Source organism: Halapricum salinum (genome assembly GCF_004799665.1).
Classification (GTDB): Archaea; Halobacteriota; Halobacteria; order Halobacteriales; family Haloarculaceae; genus Halapricum; species Halapricum salinum.
Map to the genome: position 1 here is coordinate 772,562 of NZ_CP031310.1, position 15,457 is coordinate 788,018.

19 protein-coding genes are annotated in these 15,457 nt (G+C 65.1%); 13 read left to right on the forward strand and 6 right to left on the reverse strand.

Translation table 11 applies throughout. From position 1 onward, the window contains the following. Window positions 1-58 precede the first annotated feature (58 nt). From tfe to DV733_RS03785, 4 genes are all read left to right on the forward strand, one after another. The gene (gene tfe / locus DV733_RS03770) at window positions 59-589 is read left to right on the forward strand and encodes a transcription factor E (RefSeq protein WP_049993859.1); all 531 of its coding nucleotides are present in this window, start codon (window positions 59-61) and stop codon (window positions 587-589) included. After that, complete coding sequence (locus DV733_RS03775) at window positions 589-1,260, forward strand: DUF2110 family protein (RefSeq protein ID WP_049993860.1); 672 nt, start codon at window positions 589-591, stop codon at window positions 1,258-1,260. The genes tfe and DV733_RS03775 overlap by 1 nt, the downstream gene beginning before the upstream one ends. Before the next feature lie 79 nt (window positions 1,261-1,339). Continuing rightward, a complete protein-coding gene (locus DV733_RS03780) occupies window positions 1,340-2,095 on the forward strand; it encodes a DUF5803 family protein (protein ID WP_049993861.1) in 756 nt (251 codons plus the stop codon). A gap of 58 nt (window positions 2,096-2,153) precedes the next feature. Beyond that, the gene (locus DV733_RS03785) at window positions 2,154-2,873 is read left to right on the forward strand and encodes a competence/damage-inducible protein A (RefSeq protein ID WP_049993862.1); all 720 of its coding nucleotides are present in this window, start codon (window positions 2,154-2,156) and stop codon (window positions 2,871-2,873) included. On the opposite strand, the gene DV733_RS17600 is transcribed toward DV733_RS03785, so the two are convergent. Continuing rightward, window positions 2,861-2,989, reverse strand: coding sequence for a hypothetical protein (locus DV733_RS17600; RefSeq protein ID WP_257217572.1), 129 nt, complete (start codon window positions 2,987-2,989; stop codon window positions 2,861-2,863). The genes DV733_RS03785 and DV733_RS17600 overlap by 13 nt on opposite strands. 68 nt (window positions 2,990-3,057) lie before the next feature. Then, entirely contained in the window at window positions 3,058-3,456 is a 399-nt protein-coding gene (locus DV733_RS03790; protein WP_049993863.1) for a hypothetical protein, read from the reverse strand. Window positions 3,457-3,633: 177 nt separating this feature from the next. Here DV733_RS03790 and DV733_RS03795 point away from each other — a divergent pair, with 177 nt between their 5' ends. The 7 genes from DV733_RS03795 to DV733_RS03825 all read left to right on the forward strand — a co-directional run bounded on the left by DV733_RS03795 (window position 3,634) and on the right by DV733_RS03825 (window position 8,346). Further along, the gene (locus DV733_RS03795) at window positions 3,634-4,713 is read left to right on the forward strand and encodes an ATP-NAD kinase family protein (RefSeq protein ID WP_049993864.1); all 1,080 of its coding nucleotides are present in this window, start codon (window positions 3,634-3,636) and stop codon (window positions 4,711-4,713) included. 103 nt (window positions 4,714-4,816) lie between these two features. Next, the gene (locus DV733_RS03800; RefSeq protein ID WP_049993865.1) at window positions 4,817-5,866 is read left to right on the forward strand and encodes a PhoU domain-containing protein; all 1,050 of its coding nucleotides are present in this window, start codon (window positions 4,817-4,819) and stop codon (window positions 5,864-5,866) included. A gap of 30 nt (window positions 5,867-5,896) precedes the next feature. Next, window positions 5,897-6,085: a DUF7525 family protein gene (locus DV733_RS03805; protein WP_049993866.1), complete on the forward strand. Its 189-nt coding sequence runs from the start codon at window positions 5,897-5,899 to the stop codon at window positions 6,083-6,085. Between the two features lie 53 nt (window positions 6,086-6,138). Then, the gene (locus tag DV733_RS03810; RefSeq protein WP_049993867.1) at window positions 6,139-6,363 is read left to right on the forward strand and encodes a DUF7123 family protein; all 225 of its coding nucleotides are present in this window, start codon (window positions 6,139-6,141) and stop codon (window positions 6,361-6,363) included. A 67-nt stretch (window positions 6,364-6,430) separates the two neighbouring features. Next, on the forward strand, window positions 6,431-6,865 hold the full coding sequence (locus tag DV733_RS03815; protein WP_049993868.1) for an SRPBCC family protein: 435 nt from the start codon (window positions 6,431-6,433) through the stop codon (window positions 6,863-6,865). Further along, window positions 6,862-7,671, forward strand: coding sequence for a carbon-nitrogen family hydrolase (locus tag DV733_RS03820; protein WP_049993869.1), 810 nt, complete (start codon window positions 6,862-6,864; stop codon window positions 7,669-7,671). The genes DV733_RS03815 and DV733_RS03820 overlap by 4 nt, the downstream gene beginning before the upstream one ends. Window positions 7,672-7,902: 231 nt before the next feature. Then, complete coding sequence (locus tag DV733_RS03825) at window positions 7,903-8,346, forward strand: NUDIX hydrolase (protein ID WP_049993870.1); 444 nt, start codon at window positions 7,903-7,905, stop codon at window positions 8,344-8,346. 95 nt (window positions 8,347-8,441) lie between these two features. Here the strand turns inward: DV733_RS03825 and DV733_RS03830 are convergent, their stop codons facing one another. Next, a complete protein-coding gene (locus DV733_RS03830) occupies window positions 8,442-9,962 on the reverse strand; it encodes an aldehyde dehydrogenase family protein (RefSeq protein WP_049993871.1) in 1,521 nt (506 codons plus the stop codon). A 120-nt stretch (window positions 9,963-10,082) separates the two neighbouring features. Between DV733_RS03830 and DV733_RS03835 the strand changes: the two genes are divergently transcribed. Continuing rightward, window positions 10,083-11,189, forward strand: a complete 1,107-nt coding sequence (locus DV733_RS03835; RefSeq protein ID WP_079979417.1) for a YihY/virulence factor BrkB family protein — start codon at window positions 10,083-10,085, stop codon at window positions 11,187-11,189. Here DV733_RS03835 and DV733_RS03840 read toward each other — a convergent pair whose 3' ends face one another. Next, entirely contained in the window at window positions 11,190-13,292 is a 2,103-nt protein-coding gene (locus DV733_RS03840) for a CDC48 family AAA ATPase (protein ID WP_049993872.1), read from the reverse strand. It abuts the gene before it with no gap. A gap of 78 nt (window positions 13,293-13,370) precedes the next feature. Between DV733_RS03840 and DV733_RS17605 the strand changes: the two genes are divergently transcribed. Beyond that, window positions 13,371-13,505 carry a DUF7128 family protein gene (locus DV733_RS17605; RefSeq protein ID WP_049993873.1) on the forward strand — a complete coding sequence of 45 codons (135 nt, stop codon included), beginning with the start codon at window positions 13,371-13,373 and terminating at the stop codon, window positions 13,503-13,505. Between the two features lie 15 nt (window positions 13,506-13,520). On the opposite strand, the gene DV733_RS03845 is transcribed toward DV733_RS17605, so the two are convergent. Beyond that, window positions 13,521-14,441 carry a sodium:calcium antiporter gene (locus DV733_RS03845; protein WP_049993874.1) on the reverse strand — a complete coding sequence of 307 codons (921 nt, stop codon included), beginning with the start codon at window positions 14,439-14,441 and terminating at the stop codon, window positions 13,521-13,523. Between the two features lie 334 nt (window positions 14,442-14,775). Continuing rightward, on the reverse strand, window positions 14,776-15,201 hold the full coding sequence (locus DV733_RS03850) for a DUF5796 family protein (protein ID WP_049993875.1): 426 nt from the start codon (window positions 15,199-15,201) through the stop codon (window positions 14,776-14,778). Between the last annotated feature and the right edge of the window lie 256 nt (window positions 15,202-15,457).

A 15,457-nucleotide genomic window follows, 5' to 3' on the forward strand; every position in this document is an offset into this window, starting at 1 on the left:
GAGAGTCACGCGGGACAAAGCTAAAGACTTAACCGCCTTACAGGCCCAAGTACGGACAATGGCTTTTGAGGATCTCCTGGAGGACCCCGTCATACAGAAGTACCTCCACGAACTCGTCGGACCGAAAGGGATGCCCGTCGCCGCCGCGCCGCCGGACGGCGAAGTGACGGACGAAGAACTCGCCGAAGAACTCGGCCTCGAACTCAACGACGTGCGGCGTGCGTTGTTCATCCTCTACGAGAACGACCTGGCGAGCTATCGCCGGCTGCGCGACGAGGATTCGGGCTGGCTGACCTATCTCTGGACCTTCGAGTACGAGAACATCCCCGAGCAACTCGAAGAGGAGATGTATCGCCTGCTGGACGCGCTCGAACAGCGCCAGGACTACGAGTACAATCACGAGTTCTACCTCTGTGAGAACTGCGGGATCCGCTTCGAGTTCGGCGAGGCCATGGACTTCGGCTTCGAGTGTCCGGACTGTGGCTCCCAGCTGGAGGCCATGGAGAACACGATGCTCGTCGACGCGATGGAAGACCGAATCGAAGCACTGCGCGACGAACTCAACGTGGAAAACGACATCGAGGCCTGATGGTCGTCCTCGCTACCAAGTGTTACGTCGCCGGCGACGCCCGCGAGCGGACGATGGACTCGCTGCGCTCGCAAGTCCAGAACCTGCTGGGCGATCTGGACGTGACCTACGACGTCGGCGTTCGTGACGACGATTTTCCGACGGTGCCGGTCGAAGGCCCCGACGAGACGATCGCTCGAAATCTCCTGCGCGAGGAGTTCGGCGAGATTACGCCCCACCTCACGGCCGGGGAGGTCCACGTCGGAACCCTCGAACGCTGGGACGACGACGGCTTCTACCTGGACGCTGGTCAAACCGTGCAGATTCCGAGCGCGGAGATCGGCCTCGGTCCGGGGTCACCCGAGCAGATCCGAACCCGGTTCGGCCTCGTCCAGCACCTGCCGCTGCGGTTCGTCCCTCAGGAAGACGGCCCGGCGCGACTCGCGGACGAAGAGCGTGACCGGCTGTTCGAGTGGACCCGTGGGACGGGGCGCGTCAACGTCAACAGTGCGACGCGGGCGGAGGTTCGAGCGACGGTCAACCGGGCCGGCCACGCCCAGGACATCGTCACCGTCGAGCGACTCGGCCTGCTCGAACAGAGTATCGTCTGCAAGGAAGGGACCGATCCGCCGGGGCTGCTGTCCTCGATCGGCTCGTATCTCTCGGCGGAGTTGCTCGCAGTCGTTCCATGATAGTGGTTGCTGTACCGATGTGTCGGTACGACTGTGCGAGTTCGTGCAGTCGGTCCAAAGTCTACGGAGAGGAGCCACTATGAACCGTCGGTATCTCGTCCTGTTCGGACTCGGCGCGCTGGTCGTGCTCACGGGCTGTCTCGGCGGGAGCGGGCCGTCCGACGAGCAGTTGAACGAGAACGCGACCTACGACTGGGACACGAGCGCCAACGCGACCATCTACCTCTCGGGCAACTCCTACGCGTCTGTCTATCGACTGGACAACCGGTCTGGGCTCTCGATCTACCAGCGAGACACCTTCAACAACCGCGAGTCGATCTCGATCCGGGCGGTACAGTTCCGCTATCCCAACGGGACAGTCGTCAACGCGACGGCGTTCGAGGTCGATAGCAACGACGAGCGCGTCCGCCTGACCCCGCCGAATCGGACCGGGCAGGTCGCGTTCACCGTCGAGCAGTCGGGCAAGAACTTCCGGACACCGACGTTCGTCGGCGGCAGTTACGAAGTCGTCCTCCCGCCGAACACCGACGTCGGCATTCCGATCCTCTCACACGTCGTTCCCGGGGGCTACGAACGTGAAGTGATCGACGGACAGGTCCACCTGACCTGGGACGAGGTCGACGGTGACACGCTCGTCGTCGAGTACTACCTCGACCGGGATCTACTCATCTTCGGGGGGATCTTCGGTATCCTGCTGATCGTGGCGATCGGTGGGAGTGTCTACTACTGGCGACAGATCCGCGACCTGGAGAAACGCCGCGAGGAGGTCGGACTCGACGTCGAAGACGAAGACGACGATCCACGAGATCAGGGCCCACCGCCGGGAATGAAATGAGGCACTGGTCCGCCAGCCCGGTCGTCACGCCTTTGACGGCCGTCCACTTACAGAAGGTATGCGCGTCGCGCTGGTGACCGTCGGCGACGAACTGCTGGCCGGCGACACCGTCAACACCAACGCCGCCTGGCTGGCCCGTCAGTTGACCGACCGCGGGGTCACCGTCGAGCGAGTCACGGCCGTTCCCGACCGCGTCAGCGACATCGCCGCCGTGGTCAACGAGTATCACGCCGAATACGACGCCGTGCTCGTCACCGGCGGGATCGGGCCGACCCACGACGACGTGACCATGGACGGCGTCGCCGCCGCGGTCGGGCAGGAGCTCGCCCAGAGCGAGCCAGCCCTGGAATACATCGAGTCCCACCGCGGGTACGCTCGGGCGGATCTGACAGCGGGCACGGCGAACATTCCCGCTGGCGGGGAGTTCATTCCCAACCCTGTGGGAGTCGCGCCTGGCTGTCACGTCGAGAATATCTACGTCCTGCCGGGCGTCCCCGAGGAGATGCGGGGGATGTTCGGCGAGATCGAGGCACAGTTCAGCGGGACGATCCAGCACACCCGAACCGTCGCCGCCGCCGAACCGGAGAGCGCCCTGCTTGATCGGATCGAACAGCTCCGCGAGCGCTTCGACGTCACCGTCGGCGTCTACCCGGGCGAGCACGTCCGTGTGAAAGTGTCGGGGCCTGCAGAAGAGGCGGTCACGACCGCTGCGCAGTGGCTCGAACAGCGGGTCGAACCACCAGAGCAGTCGACGGATGTCGACGATCAGTCCCGGTAGAGATACGCGAGCCAGCCGACCGTCAGCGCGAGGCCGCCGACGCCGACGACGAGGCCGGCGAGGTTGACCAGCGGTTCGTTGACGGAGACCGCCGATTCTGCGAGTGGTGTGAACATAGTCGATCCTGCGAGCGCGGGGCTCAAAAAGTGTGCGTCTCGACCCCATCCCACGACGTCACGGCCGGTCACCCGGCTCGTCGGGAGCGTGCCTGCTCGTGGTGATGAGCTGCCTTGCGCGTCTCGCCTTTCTCGGCCAGCAACGCAGCGAACTCCTCGTGGACGGTGGCGTCGGGTTCGAGGTCGAGCGCCCGTTCGTAGTGGCAGGCCGCGCTCTCGTGATAGCCCGCCGCCGCGAGCACGTCGGCGTACTCCCGGTGGACGACGGCGTCCTCGGGCCGTTCGTCGAGCACCTGCTGGAGATGGTGGGCGGCCCGGGCGTGGTGGTCCGCGTCGGCGAGCGAGCGCGCGTGATCGAGCCGCGCCGCTTGATCGTCGAACTGTGCTGTGTGCGTCTGTCGTCCGTCGGATTGCTCCGAGGCCCCACCCCGGAGTCGATCGGCGAACTGCTTGAGTTTCGAAAGCATCTGTCCCCCCAGACGAGCGCGAATTCGACGACGTGATTGTTAAGTGTTCGTCATAGTGGTTGCTGTAGCGATTTACCGGTCCGATGGCACCGTTCCGTGCGATCGATCCGGAACAGACCGACAGCAACCACTATCAGACACCGAGGGGCTTTCCTGCCGGCGCACACAGGAGTGGATATGCGCAGAATCGGCGTCGTCGTCAACCCAATCGCCGGCATGGGTGGCCGGGTAGGGCTGAAAGGGACCGACGGAAACGTCCAGCAGGCGCGCGAGCGCGGTGCCGAGCCACGGGCGACCGACCGCGCCCGCGAGGCTCTGGAAGCGATGGCCGCGACCGACGCCGATGTCGAGATCGTGACCTACGCCGGCGTCATGGGCGAGGCCGTCGCCCGCGAAGCGGGATTCGACCCCGAGATCGTGGGCGAGGCCGCCGCCGGCCGCGACGCCGACATCGTGGAAACCACGGCCGACGACACTCGCGCGGCAGTTCAGTCGTTTCTCGATCGCGGGGTCGATCTCGTGCTGTTCGTCGGCGGCGACGGGACGGCCGTCGACGTCGCCGAGGCACTGGAGGGTGCGGAGGCCCCGATCTTCGGCGTTCCCGCGGGCGTCAAGGTCTACTCGTCGGTATTCGGGGTGACACCGCGAGCAGCCGGCCGGATCGCCGCGACCTTCGACGCCGTCGAGGAGGGCGAGGTCAACGACATCGACGAGGACGCCTATCGCGAGGGGACGGTCCGTTCGGAGTTGCGCGCGGTCGTGAACGTTCCCCGGGCCGAGGAGCGCCAGGCGAGCAAGCAACTGGCCGCCGGCACAGTGGAAGCCGTCGCCGAGGGCTTCGCCGACGAGATTCGAGCAGATGTGACCTACGTGTTCGGCCCCGGCAGCACCGTGGGTGCAATCGAACGCGAACTCGACTTCGAGGGGTCGCCGCTGGGCGTCGACGTCTGGCGCGACGGCGAACTCCTGGTCACAGACGGGAGCGAGCAAGAGATTCTGGACGCGCTGGGCGAGGAGAACGTGATCGTCGTCTCGCCGATCGGCGGCCAGGGGTTCGTCTTCGGCCGCGGCAACCAGCAGCTCTCGCCGGACGTGATCCGCCGCTGTGAGATCGAGGTCGTCGCCTCACGCCGGAAGGTCGACCAGCTCGGCGTCCTCCGGGTCGATACCGGCGACGCCGAACTCGACGGGCAGTTACGCGGGTGGCAGCGGGTTCGCGTCGGTCGGTTCGAACGGCGACTCATGGAAGTCGTGTAAGCTACCAGCAGGCGGTGGCGTCGTCTAGGTCGCGGGTGGACGAACGACCAGATATAGTCGTGTATGCACAAGGTTAAGGTACACTGCCGATCATAAAGGACGTATGGAAACCAGGAAAGTGCAGCGGCTGGGGCCATCGACGCTGGCGATGACCCTGCCGGCGGAGTGGACCTCCAACCAGGGCGTCGAGAAGGGCGACGAGGTGTCGCTGCGGATCGGCGACAAGGGAACGCTGACCGTCCTCCCCGAATCAGTGCAGTCCGAAGAGTCCGAAGCGATCATCCACGCGGCGGGGCTGGACGCCGACAGTCTCGAACGCGCGATCGTCGCCCAGTACGTCCTCGGGCGGCGGATCATCCACGTCGATGCCGGCGACGGCGCGACGCTGGCGAGCGAGCACATCAACGCCGTCTACAACGCCGAGACCCAGCTCATGGGCCTGGGCGTGATCGAGGAGACGCCCGAGCGGATCGCCATCCGCTGTTCGGTCGACCCCGAGGACTTCACGCTGGACAACCTCATCGAGCGGCTGGAATCGACCGGCTCGACCATGCGAAACGAGGCGATCAAGGCGCTGGCTCACGGCAACCCGGATCTCGCTCAGCGAGCGCTCAACCGGGAACGACAGGCCAACAAGATCTTCGTGCTCATGCTTCGGTTGATCTTCACCTCCTACCAGAATCCGAATCTCGCCCGGGCGGTCGGGCTGGATGACGGCTTCCCGCTGATCGGGTATCGCTCGATCGCGAAGAACCTCGAACTGACGGCGGACAACGCCGAGGACATCGCCGAGATCGCGCTGGAAGCCGAGGACCACTCGCTGAAGGTCGACTCCTCGACGATGCAGCGGATCCGCGAGTTCACCGATCAGGTCAACGAACTCACCGAGCAGGCCGCCCACGCGGCCGTCCAGCGCGACTACAACGACGCGATCGAGGTCCGCCAGCGCTACTCGGAAGTCGAGAATCGCGTTCGTGAGATCCTCGACGACCTCCCGGAGATGGCGAACACGGACTTGCTCGAAGTCCGGGAAGTGCTCGTGAGCCTCCAGCAGACCGCCGAGTACGCCGTCCGGAACGCCGAGATTGCGACGAACCTCGCGCTGAACGAGGAGAGCGAGCACACGACGATCCAGACGCCCGCCAGCGAATGACTTAAGTTTCGACTGGCGGTAGCGACGACCATGACCGAAACGGCGACGGGCTCAGACCTCGGAATCGGCCTCGCGATGGCCTTTGGCGCACTCGGGCTAGTCGGTGCGGCCGTAATGTATCTCGCAGCCGAAACACAGGAGATTGCGGCCGGCGGGTTCGCGCTGGCCGTCATCGCTGGTGGTCTGGCGGTCGCAGCGCTGCACGTCTACGGCGGGTAGGGCAATCCTGCCACAAACAAACGATTTTTACCGCCCAGCACGTACACGTAGGCATGGGCGAATTCAGCGAGGAGGAACGGCGCATTCTGGAGTACGTCCGCGAACGCGCTGCCGGTGGCGAGGCCTACCTCCGCGCCAAGCAGATCGCCGAGGGGATCGGCCTCTCGGCCAAACAGGTCGGCGTCCGCCTGCCCCGACTCGCGGAGAAGTCCGAGGATGTCGACATCGAGAAGTGGGGCCGCGCCCGGTCGACGACCTGGCGGGTCACCCGCGCGTGACAGCCGCCGTGCGGCGGACGGCTGGTCGTAGGCAGGCTTTTTTGCTCCCGGGACCCCTACGCCCGGTATGACGATTCGGGTCGAGCGCGTCGTGTCCGTGCCTGCACCGCCAGAACGGGTCTGGGAATTCATCGTCGACCCCGAGAAGCGCGCTCGACCGATCAGCGTCGTCGTCGACTTCGAGTTGAAAGACGGGGACGGACGAAAGGCGACCTGGCAGATCAAACTCCCGATCCCGGTGATCAACCGAACGATCACTATCGAAACCGAGGACGTCGAACGCGACCCACCCCGGTACGTCAAGTTCACCGGTCGCTCGAAAGTGATGCGCGTCGTCGGCGAGCACGAACTCGAACCCACCGAGGAGGGCACGCGACTGACCAACCGCTTCACCGTCGAGGGGCGGGTCCCAGGTGTCGAACGCTTCTTCAAGCGGAACCTCGAAACCGAGTTCGACAACCTCGAAGACGCGATCTTCGAGGATCTCGGACTGCGGCCATGAAGCTCGCGCTCGCCCAGCTGGAGATCGAGCCAGCCGCGAGAGACGAAAATCTCGAGCGAGCGCTCACAGCGATCGAATCGGCCGCAAGCGACGGTGCGGACCTCGTAATTCTGCCCGAGCTGTTCTCCGTGGGCTACTTCGCGTTCGATTCCTACGCTCGCGCGGCCGAGTCGCTCGTCGGCCCGACGCTCGAACGGCTCCGAGAGACGGCTGTCGAGCAGGAGGTTGCACTCCTCGCTGGGAGCGTCGTCGAAGATCTGGCCGAGACGGCTGCCGAGACCGATGTACTCGTGCCGGCCGGCGAGGGGCTCGCCAACACCGCGGTCCTATTCGATAGCGAGGGCGAGCGCCGGCTCGTCTACCGAAAGCACCACCTCTTTGGCTACGACTCGGCCGAACAGGAGCTGCTCACGCCGGGCGAGCGACTCCCCGTGGCCGACCTGGGCGGGCTCGGCGTGGCCGTCACGACCTGCTACGACCTGCGCTTTCCCGAACTCTATCGCGAGTTGGTCGAAACAGGGGCCGAACTGGTGCTCGTCCCGAGCGCCTGGCCCTATCCCCGCGTCGAACACTGGCGACTCCTTCCACGGGCGCGAGCGGTCGAGAACCTCTGTTACGTCGCCACGACCAACGGCGTCGGGACGTTCGACGACGCAGAACTTCTGGGCCGGTCGGCAGTCTACGATCCCTGGGGGACGACACTGGCCAGTAGCGGGGACCAGCCAGGGCTCGTGACGGCGACCGTCGAGGCCGAACGTGTGAGCGAGGTCAGAGCGGAATTCCCAGCGCTGGCGGACAGGCGATAGGTGAACAGTCGAGACACCCTCTTTTATGATGGCGTAGTCCTTACGCCTACTCGCCGGCACGACGCTTTTCTCGTCATCGCCGGCGAAAACCACGATCCGCCTCGCTGCTCGGCCGCGTCGCTCGCCTCGGCCACAGGTCGTCCGGACGACCTCTCCCGGTCGTCTCTCGTCCACCACGTCTCCTGTCCTCGCGGTCGTCAGGCTTAGTTCCCTCCCGCGACAGCGTTCGGTATGTCCTGGCGTGAGATCCGACCCGTCGCCCTCGGCGTCGTGCGGCGCGGCGACGAACTGCTCGTCGGCGAGGACTCCGATCCGGCGACCGGCGAGACGTTCTACCGGCTGCTCGGCGGCGGTGTCGAGTTCGGCGAGCACAGCCGCGAAGCCGTCGTCCGTGAGTTCGCAGAGGAGATGGGCGTCGAGTTTCGAGTGGAGCGCCACGTCGGTACTTTCGAGGACGTCTTCGACGTCGACGGCGAGACGGGCCACGAAATCTGGCGGGTCTACGCGGGCGAAATCGTCGAGGAGTGGCCCTACGAACGCGAGCAGTTCGAGTTCGACGAGCGCGAGCGCGGAGAGACGTGTCTCGCGCGGTGGCTGTCCGTCGAGACGCTTCGAAACGAGGTGACGTTCTACTCACCGGCGGTGCTGGACGCGCTGGAGGAATCTGCCCGGTAACACGGGGTCAGAAGAACTCGGGGCGGTGGCCGTGCGAGCGTTTCATCGCTCGCGTCGGGGAAAGGCAGGTCCGTTGTGGCGGAACCAGTGAGGTCCTACTCGTCGGTCTTGATCTCCGCGCTCAGCCCCTGAGCCATCTCGATCTCCTTGGAGTTGTTCAGCGTCCAGGCGGTGCGCTCGGTGACGGCCTCGATGACCTCGCGGGCGTGTGGCGGGCCCGACCCGGACATCTTCACGCCGCCGAAGGGCAACTGGACCTCCGCGCCGATACACGGAAGGTTCCCGTAAGCCAGGCCGACCTCGGCGTTGTCACGGTAGTAGTTGATCTGTCGGTAGTCCTCCGAGATGACCGCGCCCGCCAGGCCGTAGTCGACGGCGTTGTGGATCTCGACGGCGTCCTCGATCGTACCCGAGTACTCGATCAGCGCGACGTGCGGGCCGAACACCTCCTCGCGGATACAGCGCAGGTCGGGGTCGTAGTCGACCTCGTAGACGAACGGCCCGACCCAGAACCCATCCTGAAAGCCGTCCGGGATCTCCGCGTCGTCGAGTCGCTCGCGATCGACGAGGACGTTCGCGCCCTCGGTCCGGGCCAGATCGTTGTAGCGGCCGAACTTCTCGACCTGGCTCTCGTCGACGACCGGCCCCATGAAGGTGTCTTCATCGAGGGGATCGCCGACAGCGACGTCCTCGGCCAGATCGACGAAGCGGTCTTTGAACTCGTCGTAGACGTCCTCGTGGACGATCAACCGCTCGCTCGACACGCACCGCTGACCCGTCGTCTTGAAACTCGACATCACGGCGGAGTGAAGGGCGATATCGAGGTCGGCGTTCTCGGTCACGATGATCGCGTTCTTGCCACCCATCTCACAGCAGGCGCTTCTGCCGGGCTGGCCGCCGATCTTGCCTGCGACCTTGTGACCGACCTCCGCCGAGCCGGTGAAGAGAACGGTGTCGACGCGCTCGTCCTCGACGATGGCGTTGCCGGCGTCCCCGTAGCCCTGGACCATGTTGAACACACCGTCAGGAATACCGGCGTCGTCGAACATCTCGGCGATGGTCTGACCACACCACGGCGTCTGCTCGGCGGGCTTCCAGACCACGGTATTCCCTTCCACCAGTGAGACGGCCATGTGCCAGAACGGGATCGCGACCGGGAAATTCCAGGGCGTGATACAGCCGACGACGCCCTTCGGTTTGCGGCGCATGTAGCTGTCCTTGCTGGAGATCTCGCTGGGCACGATATCACCGTGGGGGTGGCGAGCGTTGCCGGCGGCCCACTCGACCATGTGCCAGGCCTCGGTCACGTCGGCTTTGCCCTCGCTGATCTCCTTGCCGCACTCTCTGGTGACGATCTCGCCCAGTTCCTGGTGGCGATCCCGGAGTTCGTGGAAGACGTCCCAGAGGTACTCCGCGCGGTCGATGTAGGACTCTGCACGCCACTCCTCGACGGCGTCTTCGGCAGCTGCGACGGCCTGCTGTACGTCGTCGGGCGTCCCGCGTGGGAACGTCCCCAGTGTCTCTCTGGTGGCCGGATCGACGCTGTCGAAGGTCTCGGTTCCCTCGCCGTCGATCCATTCGCCGCCAACGTAGTGCTGATAGGAATCTGACGCCATGCTCGGGAATTGGACGCCGGCTGATATAAAGATCATTATAAACCACCATGATAAAATCGCCGCTCGATATGCGCGGCGGGGGACGGCCATCCTTTTGGTCCGAGCAGCGAATCGGATAGTATGCAGATCGATCGGGCGCGGGTCGAGCGCGTGGTTCGGGCGATCGTCCACGAGGCCCGCGTCGAGAAGATCCCGTTTCTCGCCGGGAGTATCGCCTATCACGCGTTCGTCTCGCTGTTGCCGCTGTTCGCGCTCTTGCTGTACGTCGCCTCGGGCCTCGGAAATGCGTCGATGGAGGCCGGACTCATTCGATTGAGCCGCGCAGTCTTCACCGAGGGCGCCCAGGAGGTGCTAATCGCGGAGATGCGCGACGCCAGTCGCTCGACCGGCGTCTCGGTCCTCGGGATCGTCGTGTTGATCTGGGGGACGTTACGAATCTTCCGCGGGCTGGATACGGCGTTCTCGGACATCTACGAGACAGAAGCCGAGAACACCTTTTTCGACCAGCTCACCGACGGCGTGCTCGTGCTGGGCACGTTCGCCATCGCGATCCTGCTCGCGGTGCTGGTCTACCGGGTCGTCCCGACGGAGGGCGCTCTGGCGTTCGTCGAACCAGTGGTGGTCGTCTTCGGCCTGACGCTCGTCCTCCTGCCAATGTACTACGTCTTTCCGGACACGGACGTCAGCGTCCCCGAGATCCTTCCCGGGGCCGTCTTCGCCGCGGTCGGCGTGACGACCTTCCAGGCGGGCTTTCGCTTGTACGTCAGTTCGGGCGAGCAGAACGTCGTCGGCGGCATCCTGCTGTTGTTGACCTGGCTGTACGTCACCGGCCTCGTCATCCTGCTCGGGGTCGTCGTCAACGCGGTCCTCTCGAACCGGAGCGCGGACGTGAGCATCCGGCCTGTCATCGGCGGTATCAGCCCGATCGACGAGACCGGACGCTGGACGAAGACCGAGTTGCAGCACGCCCTCTCGACGATCGACGCACGAACCACCTCGCGGACGCCGCTCGGGCTGCGAATCGACGAGGAGACGATCGAGCTGCCGGCCCCCCAATCGATCGAGATCGCGAGCGAGGACGGACTGCTCGGGAGCGGGCCTGAATCGTCGACACTGACGCTCCGGTGGACGCCCGCAACGTTCGACGACGCGGCCGATGAGACGGCCGGAGACGAAGCTGACGAGGCATCCGAAGACGGAGGCGACGACGCACCCGACGACACCTGATCAGTCTTCGAGCGCTTCCTCGAAGTGAGCGGTCGTGATCGAAATCTCGTCGGCGTACTCGTTTGCTTTCTCGGGATCGTGTGCCAGTACGATGTCGTCGATGGCGGCCATGGCAGCCTCCCGGACGAGCGCCTCGATCTCCGCGCCGGAGTAGCCCTCTGTCTGTGCAACGAGGGCGTCCAGATCGACGTCCTCGGCCAGCGGCTTGCGATCGGTGTGAACGTCGAAGATCTTCCGGCGCCCGGCGGCGTCCGGCAGCGGGACCTCGACGTGTTCTTCCAGCCGACCCGGGCGGAGCAGCGCGTCGTCGAGTACGGCCTTGCGGTTCGTGGCGGCGACGACCACGACGTTTGGGTTGTCGACGACGCCGTCAAGCTCGGTCAGCAGCTGGGAGACGACCCGCTCAGTCACCTCGTGGGTCTCGCCACGCTTGCCCGCGACAGCGTCGATCTCGTCCAGGAAAATGATCGTCGGCGCGGTCTGGCGCGCCAGTTCGAACACTTCTCGGACTGACTCCTCGGACTCGCCGACGTAGCGATCGAGCAGTTCGGGCCCGTTGACGTGGACGAAGTTGACGCCGCTCTCGCCCGCGAGTGCCCGCGCGAGGAGGGTCTTTCCCGTGCCGGGCGGGCCATAGAGCAGGACGCCACTGGGCGGATCCGTGTCGGCGGCCTCGAACAGCGGCCCGTACAGCAGCGGCCACTCGACGGCACGTTCGAGGGTGTCTTTCGCGTCGTCGAGTCCGCCGACGTCCTCGAAGTCGACGGTCGGTGACTCGGCGACGTACTCCCGCATCGCGGAGGGCTCGACCGCGGCCATCGCCGTCTCGAAGTCCGCCCGCGAGACCGTCGGCTTCTCGCTGTCGCGTCGCAGCGCCGCCATCGCCGCCTCGGTCACCAGCGACGCGACGTCCGCGCCGACGAATCCATGTGTGCGTTCGGCCAGCCGATCGAGGTCGACGTCGTCGGCCAGGGGCATCCCGCGCGTGTGGACGTCGAGGATCTCACGACGGCCCGTAACGTCGGGGACGCCGATCTCGATCTCGCGATCGAAGCGACCGCCCCGGCGGAGTGCGGGATCGACCGCGTCGACGCGGTTGGTCGCGCCCATCACGACGACGCGGCCGCGATCTTCGAGGCCGTCCATCAGCGTCAGCAACTGGGCGACGACGCGGTTCTCCATGTCGCTGTCCTCGTCGCGCCGTCCCGCGATGGAGTCGACTTCGTCGATGAACAGGATGGACGGCGCGTTCTCTGCCGCCCGGTCGAACGCCTCACGGAGTTGCTCCTCGCTCTCGCCCTTGTATTTGGAGACGATCTCCGGCCCGGAGATGACGTCGAAGTAGGCGTCGACCTCGTTGGCGACCGCCCGCGCGATCAACGTCTTGCCCGTGCCGGGCGGGCCGTACAGGAGAACGCCGCTGGGCGGTGCTATCGAGAGCCGCCGGAAGACGTCGGGATTCGACAGCGGGAGTTCGACCATCTCTCGGACTTTTTCGAGTTCGTCGTCCAACCCGCCGATGTCCTCGTAGGTCGTCCCGCCGGGTTCTTGCTCGCTCTCATCACTATCGCTCGCGGCGCTGTCGTCACCCTCGTCGCGCTGTCGGACGGCCTCCTCGGGCGGGACGACGTCGACGTCGGTCCCGGGATCGACTCGGACAGACCCGCCGGGCGTCGTCTCCAGCACGCGGAACCCGCCGACGCCGTCGACGTGGAACTGTTCGTTCCGCCTGAGCGGGCGGTCGAGCAGCCCCTCTTTGACCAGCGGGCCGGCCGCCGTCGGCTCCATCTCACCCAGGTCCTCGGTCGGCGTGACGGTGATCGACTCGGCGTCAGTGACCGTCGCCGGACGGACCCTGACGGTGTCACCGATCGTCACCCCGGCGTTGGCTCGGGTGTCGGCGTCGATCCGGACGACGTCCTCGTCGCCGTCGTCCGGCCAGACCTTCGCCACCGTCGTCGAGTCCCCTTGGATGATCACCGAATCGCCGCTGAGGACCCCGAGCCGACTCCGTACTGGCTCGGGCAATCGTGCGATCCCGCGGCCTGCATCGCGCTTGCGCGCACCCGCGACCGTCAGCTCCACCCCGTTGCCGCCTGTCATGTGGGGGCGTTCGGGACCGACTCCCTTGAGGGTTTCAGTGGGGCAACGAATATACGGTACCACGACCCACACTCGTGTATGGTCGCCACAACCGAACGCGACGACATGACGTGGTACCAGTGTGAGGAGTGTGGGCTGATGTTCGACGACCAGTCCGAAGCCGAACAACACGAGACGAACTGCGATTCGGAAGACCCCTCCTACATCCAGTGAGCGGCCGGAGACCGCTCACACGACGAGAAAGGTCGGCAGATACAACAGGAGACAGACGACGGCAGCCCGCCGGTCGATCCCGCGCCGCCAGTAGAACAACCCGAGGACCGCAATCGAGACGCCGACCATGTACAGAAGCGATGGTCCCATCGCTGCGGGGTCATCGACCACGACATCGAAGAAGACCGCGCCGACACCGAGTGAGAACACCGGATCGGTGATGTTGCTGCCGAGGAGCGATCCGACGGAGATTCCACCTCGACCCTCGTAGGCCGCGATCCCGGCGACGACGACCTCGGGCACGGTCGTCCCGAGTCCGGTCAGTAGACCGATCAAGTACTCCGGTACGCCGAGCAGTTGGGCGATCGCCACACCGTTGGTGACCATCACCTGCCCACCGACGACGACCAAGAAGAGGCCGCCGACGATCCAGGGGACCGACTGCAGCGGCGTGCGTGGTTCTTCCAGAACCTCCTCGGTGATCTCCTCGCCCCCCTCGTTCGTGTAGAGGATGTAGATGAACTGCGTGTACGCGAGCATCATCAGCAGGCCCTCCGAACGGACGATCTGCCCGTCTTCGAGGGTCAAGAGCATGATAATCATCGAGAGGATCATCGCCGTCCCGTAGATGGCGATGTTTCGTCGTTTGGCGACGATCGGCGCAATGAAGGCGACGACGGCGATCGCCAGCGTGATCTGAGCAGTCTCAGAGCCGACGATGTTCCCGACGACGAGGTCGCCAGCCCCGTAGTAGGAGGCGTAGATCGACGTCACCATCTCCGGGACCGACGTCCCGATCGAAACGACGGTGACACCGATGAAAAACGGCGAGACGCCGTAGTAGAGCGCGAGATCGCCAGCCGCGTCGACGGCTCTATCAGCCCCGAACACGAGCGTCGCCAGTCCGACGCCGAATACCACCACCTCCGCGAGCATTCACGCCCGACTACTCCTGACAGCTATTTATCCATTCGCCCCATCTCGTCCTCCTGCAACCACCTTTTTCCGCTCCCCCCGTCGGTCGGTCGCGCAAAAAGCTGGACCAAAAACCGCTACTCCGCTACTATCTCCCGCCCCATCTCCCCCATCTCGTCCTCCTGCAACCACCTTTTTCCGCTCCCTCTCGCCGGTCGGTCGCGCAAAAAGCTGGACCAAAAACCGCTACTCCGCTACTATCTCCCGCCCCATCTCTCCCATCTCGTCCTCCTGCAACCACCTTTTTCCGCTCCCTCTCGCCGGTCGGTCGCGCAAAAAGCTGGACCAAAAACCGCTACTCCGCTACTATCTCCCGCCCCATCTCTCCCATCTCGTCCTCTTCGAAGACGAACACCCGCCCCTCGACAGCGTCGAAGTCGACCTCAATCTCGTAGCGGAAGCCCGTTCGGTGGACTCGAACACCGGGATAGAGACTCGTCGTCTCGCCCTTTTCGAGAAGGACCCGGCCGACGCCGCTGGATTCGAGGATGTCGCCGTCGGTCTTGCGCTCGTCGACGTACGTGAGGATTCCCTCGGTGCCGCTCTCGTCGGTGACGAGGGCGTGGACGTCCTTGCCGGGGCTCGTCGTCAGCGGCGTCTCGGCCGTGGCCGGCACGCCATGGTAGAACACCGTCCGGCCGTCGAGGTACTCGACGGCGATGCCGTCCTCGGTCAGTTCGACGGGCAGCGTCGAGGGTGCGACTTCGCTCGGGCGACTCATACCCCGGCGTTCGTGGCGGCAGTGCAAAAGAACCGCGTTCGAGTGCGCACGTACCGACCGAATTTTTCCCAATCAGATCGGCTGATAGAAGTGTCGAAGATACTGAAAGCGAAGAAAACCGAAAATACTTTGTGATAAACAATGTCGAATAAGGTAGAGACACGGTCAGGTTCGATACGAGGGGGCGTGTGTGACTTTCTCACACGCAGAGGCTTGAGATCGTGCCGATCGTGCTGAGAGTCCGCCCGCGACTACG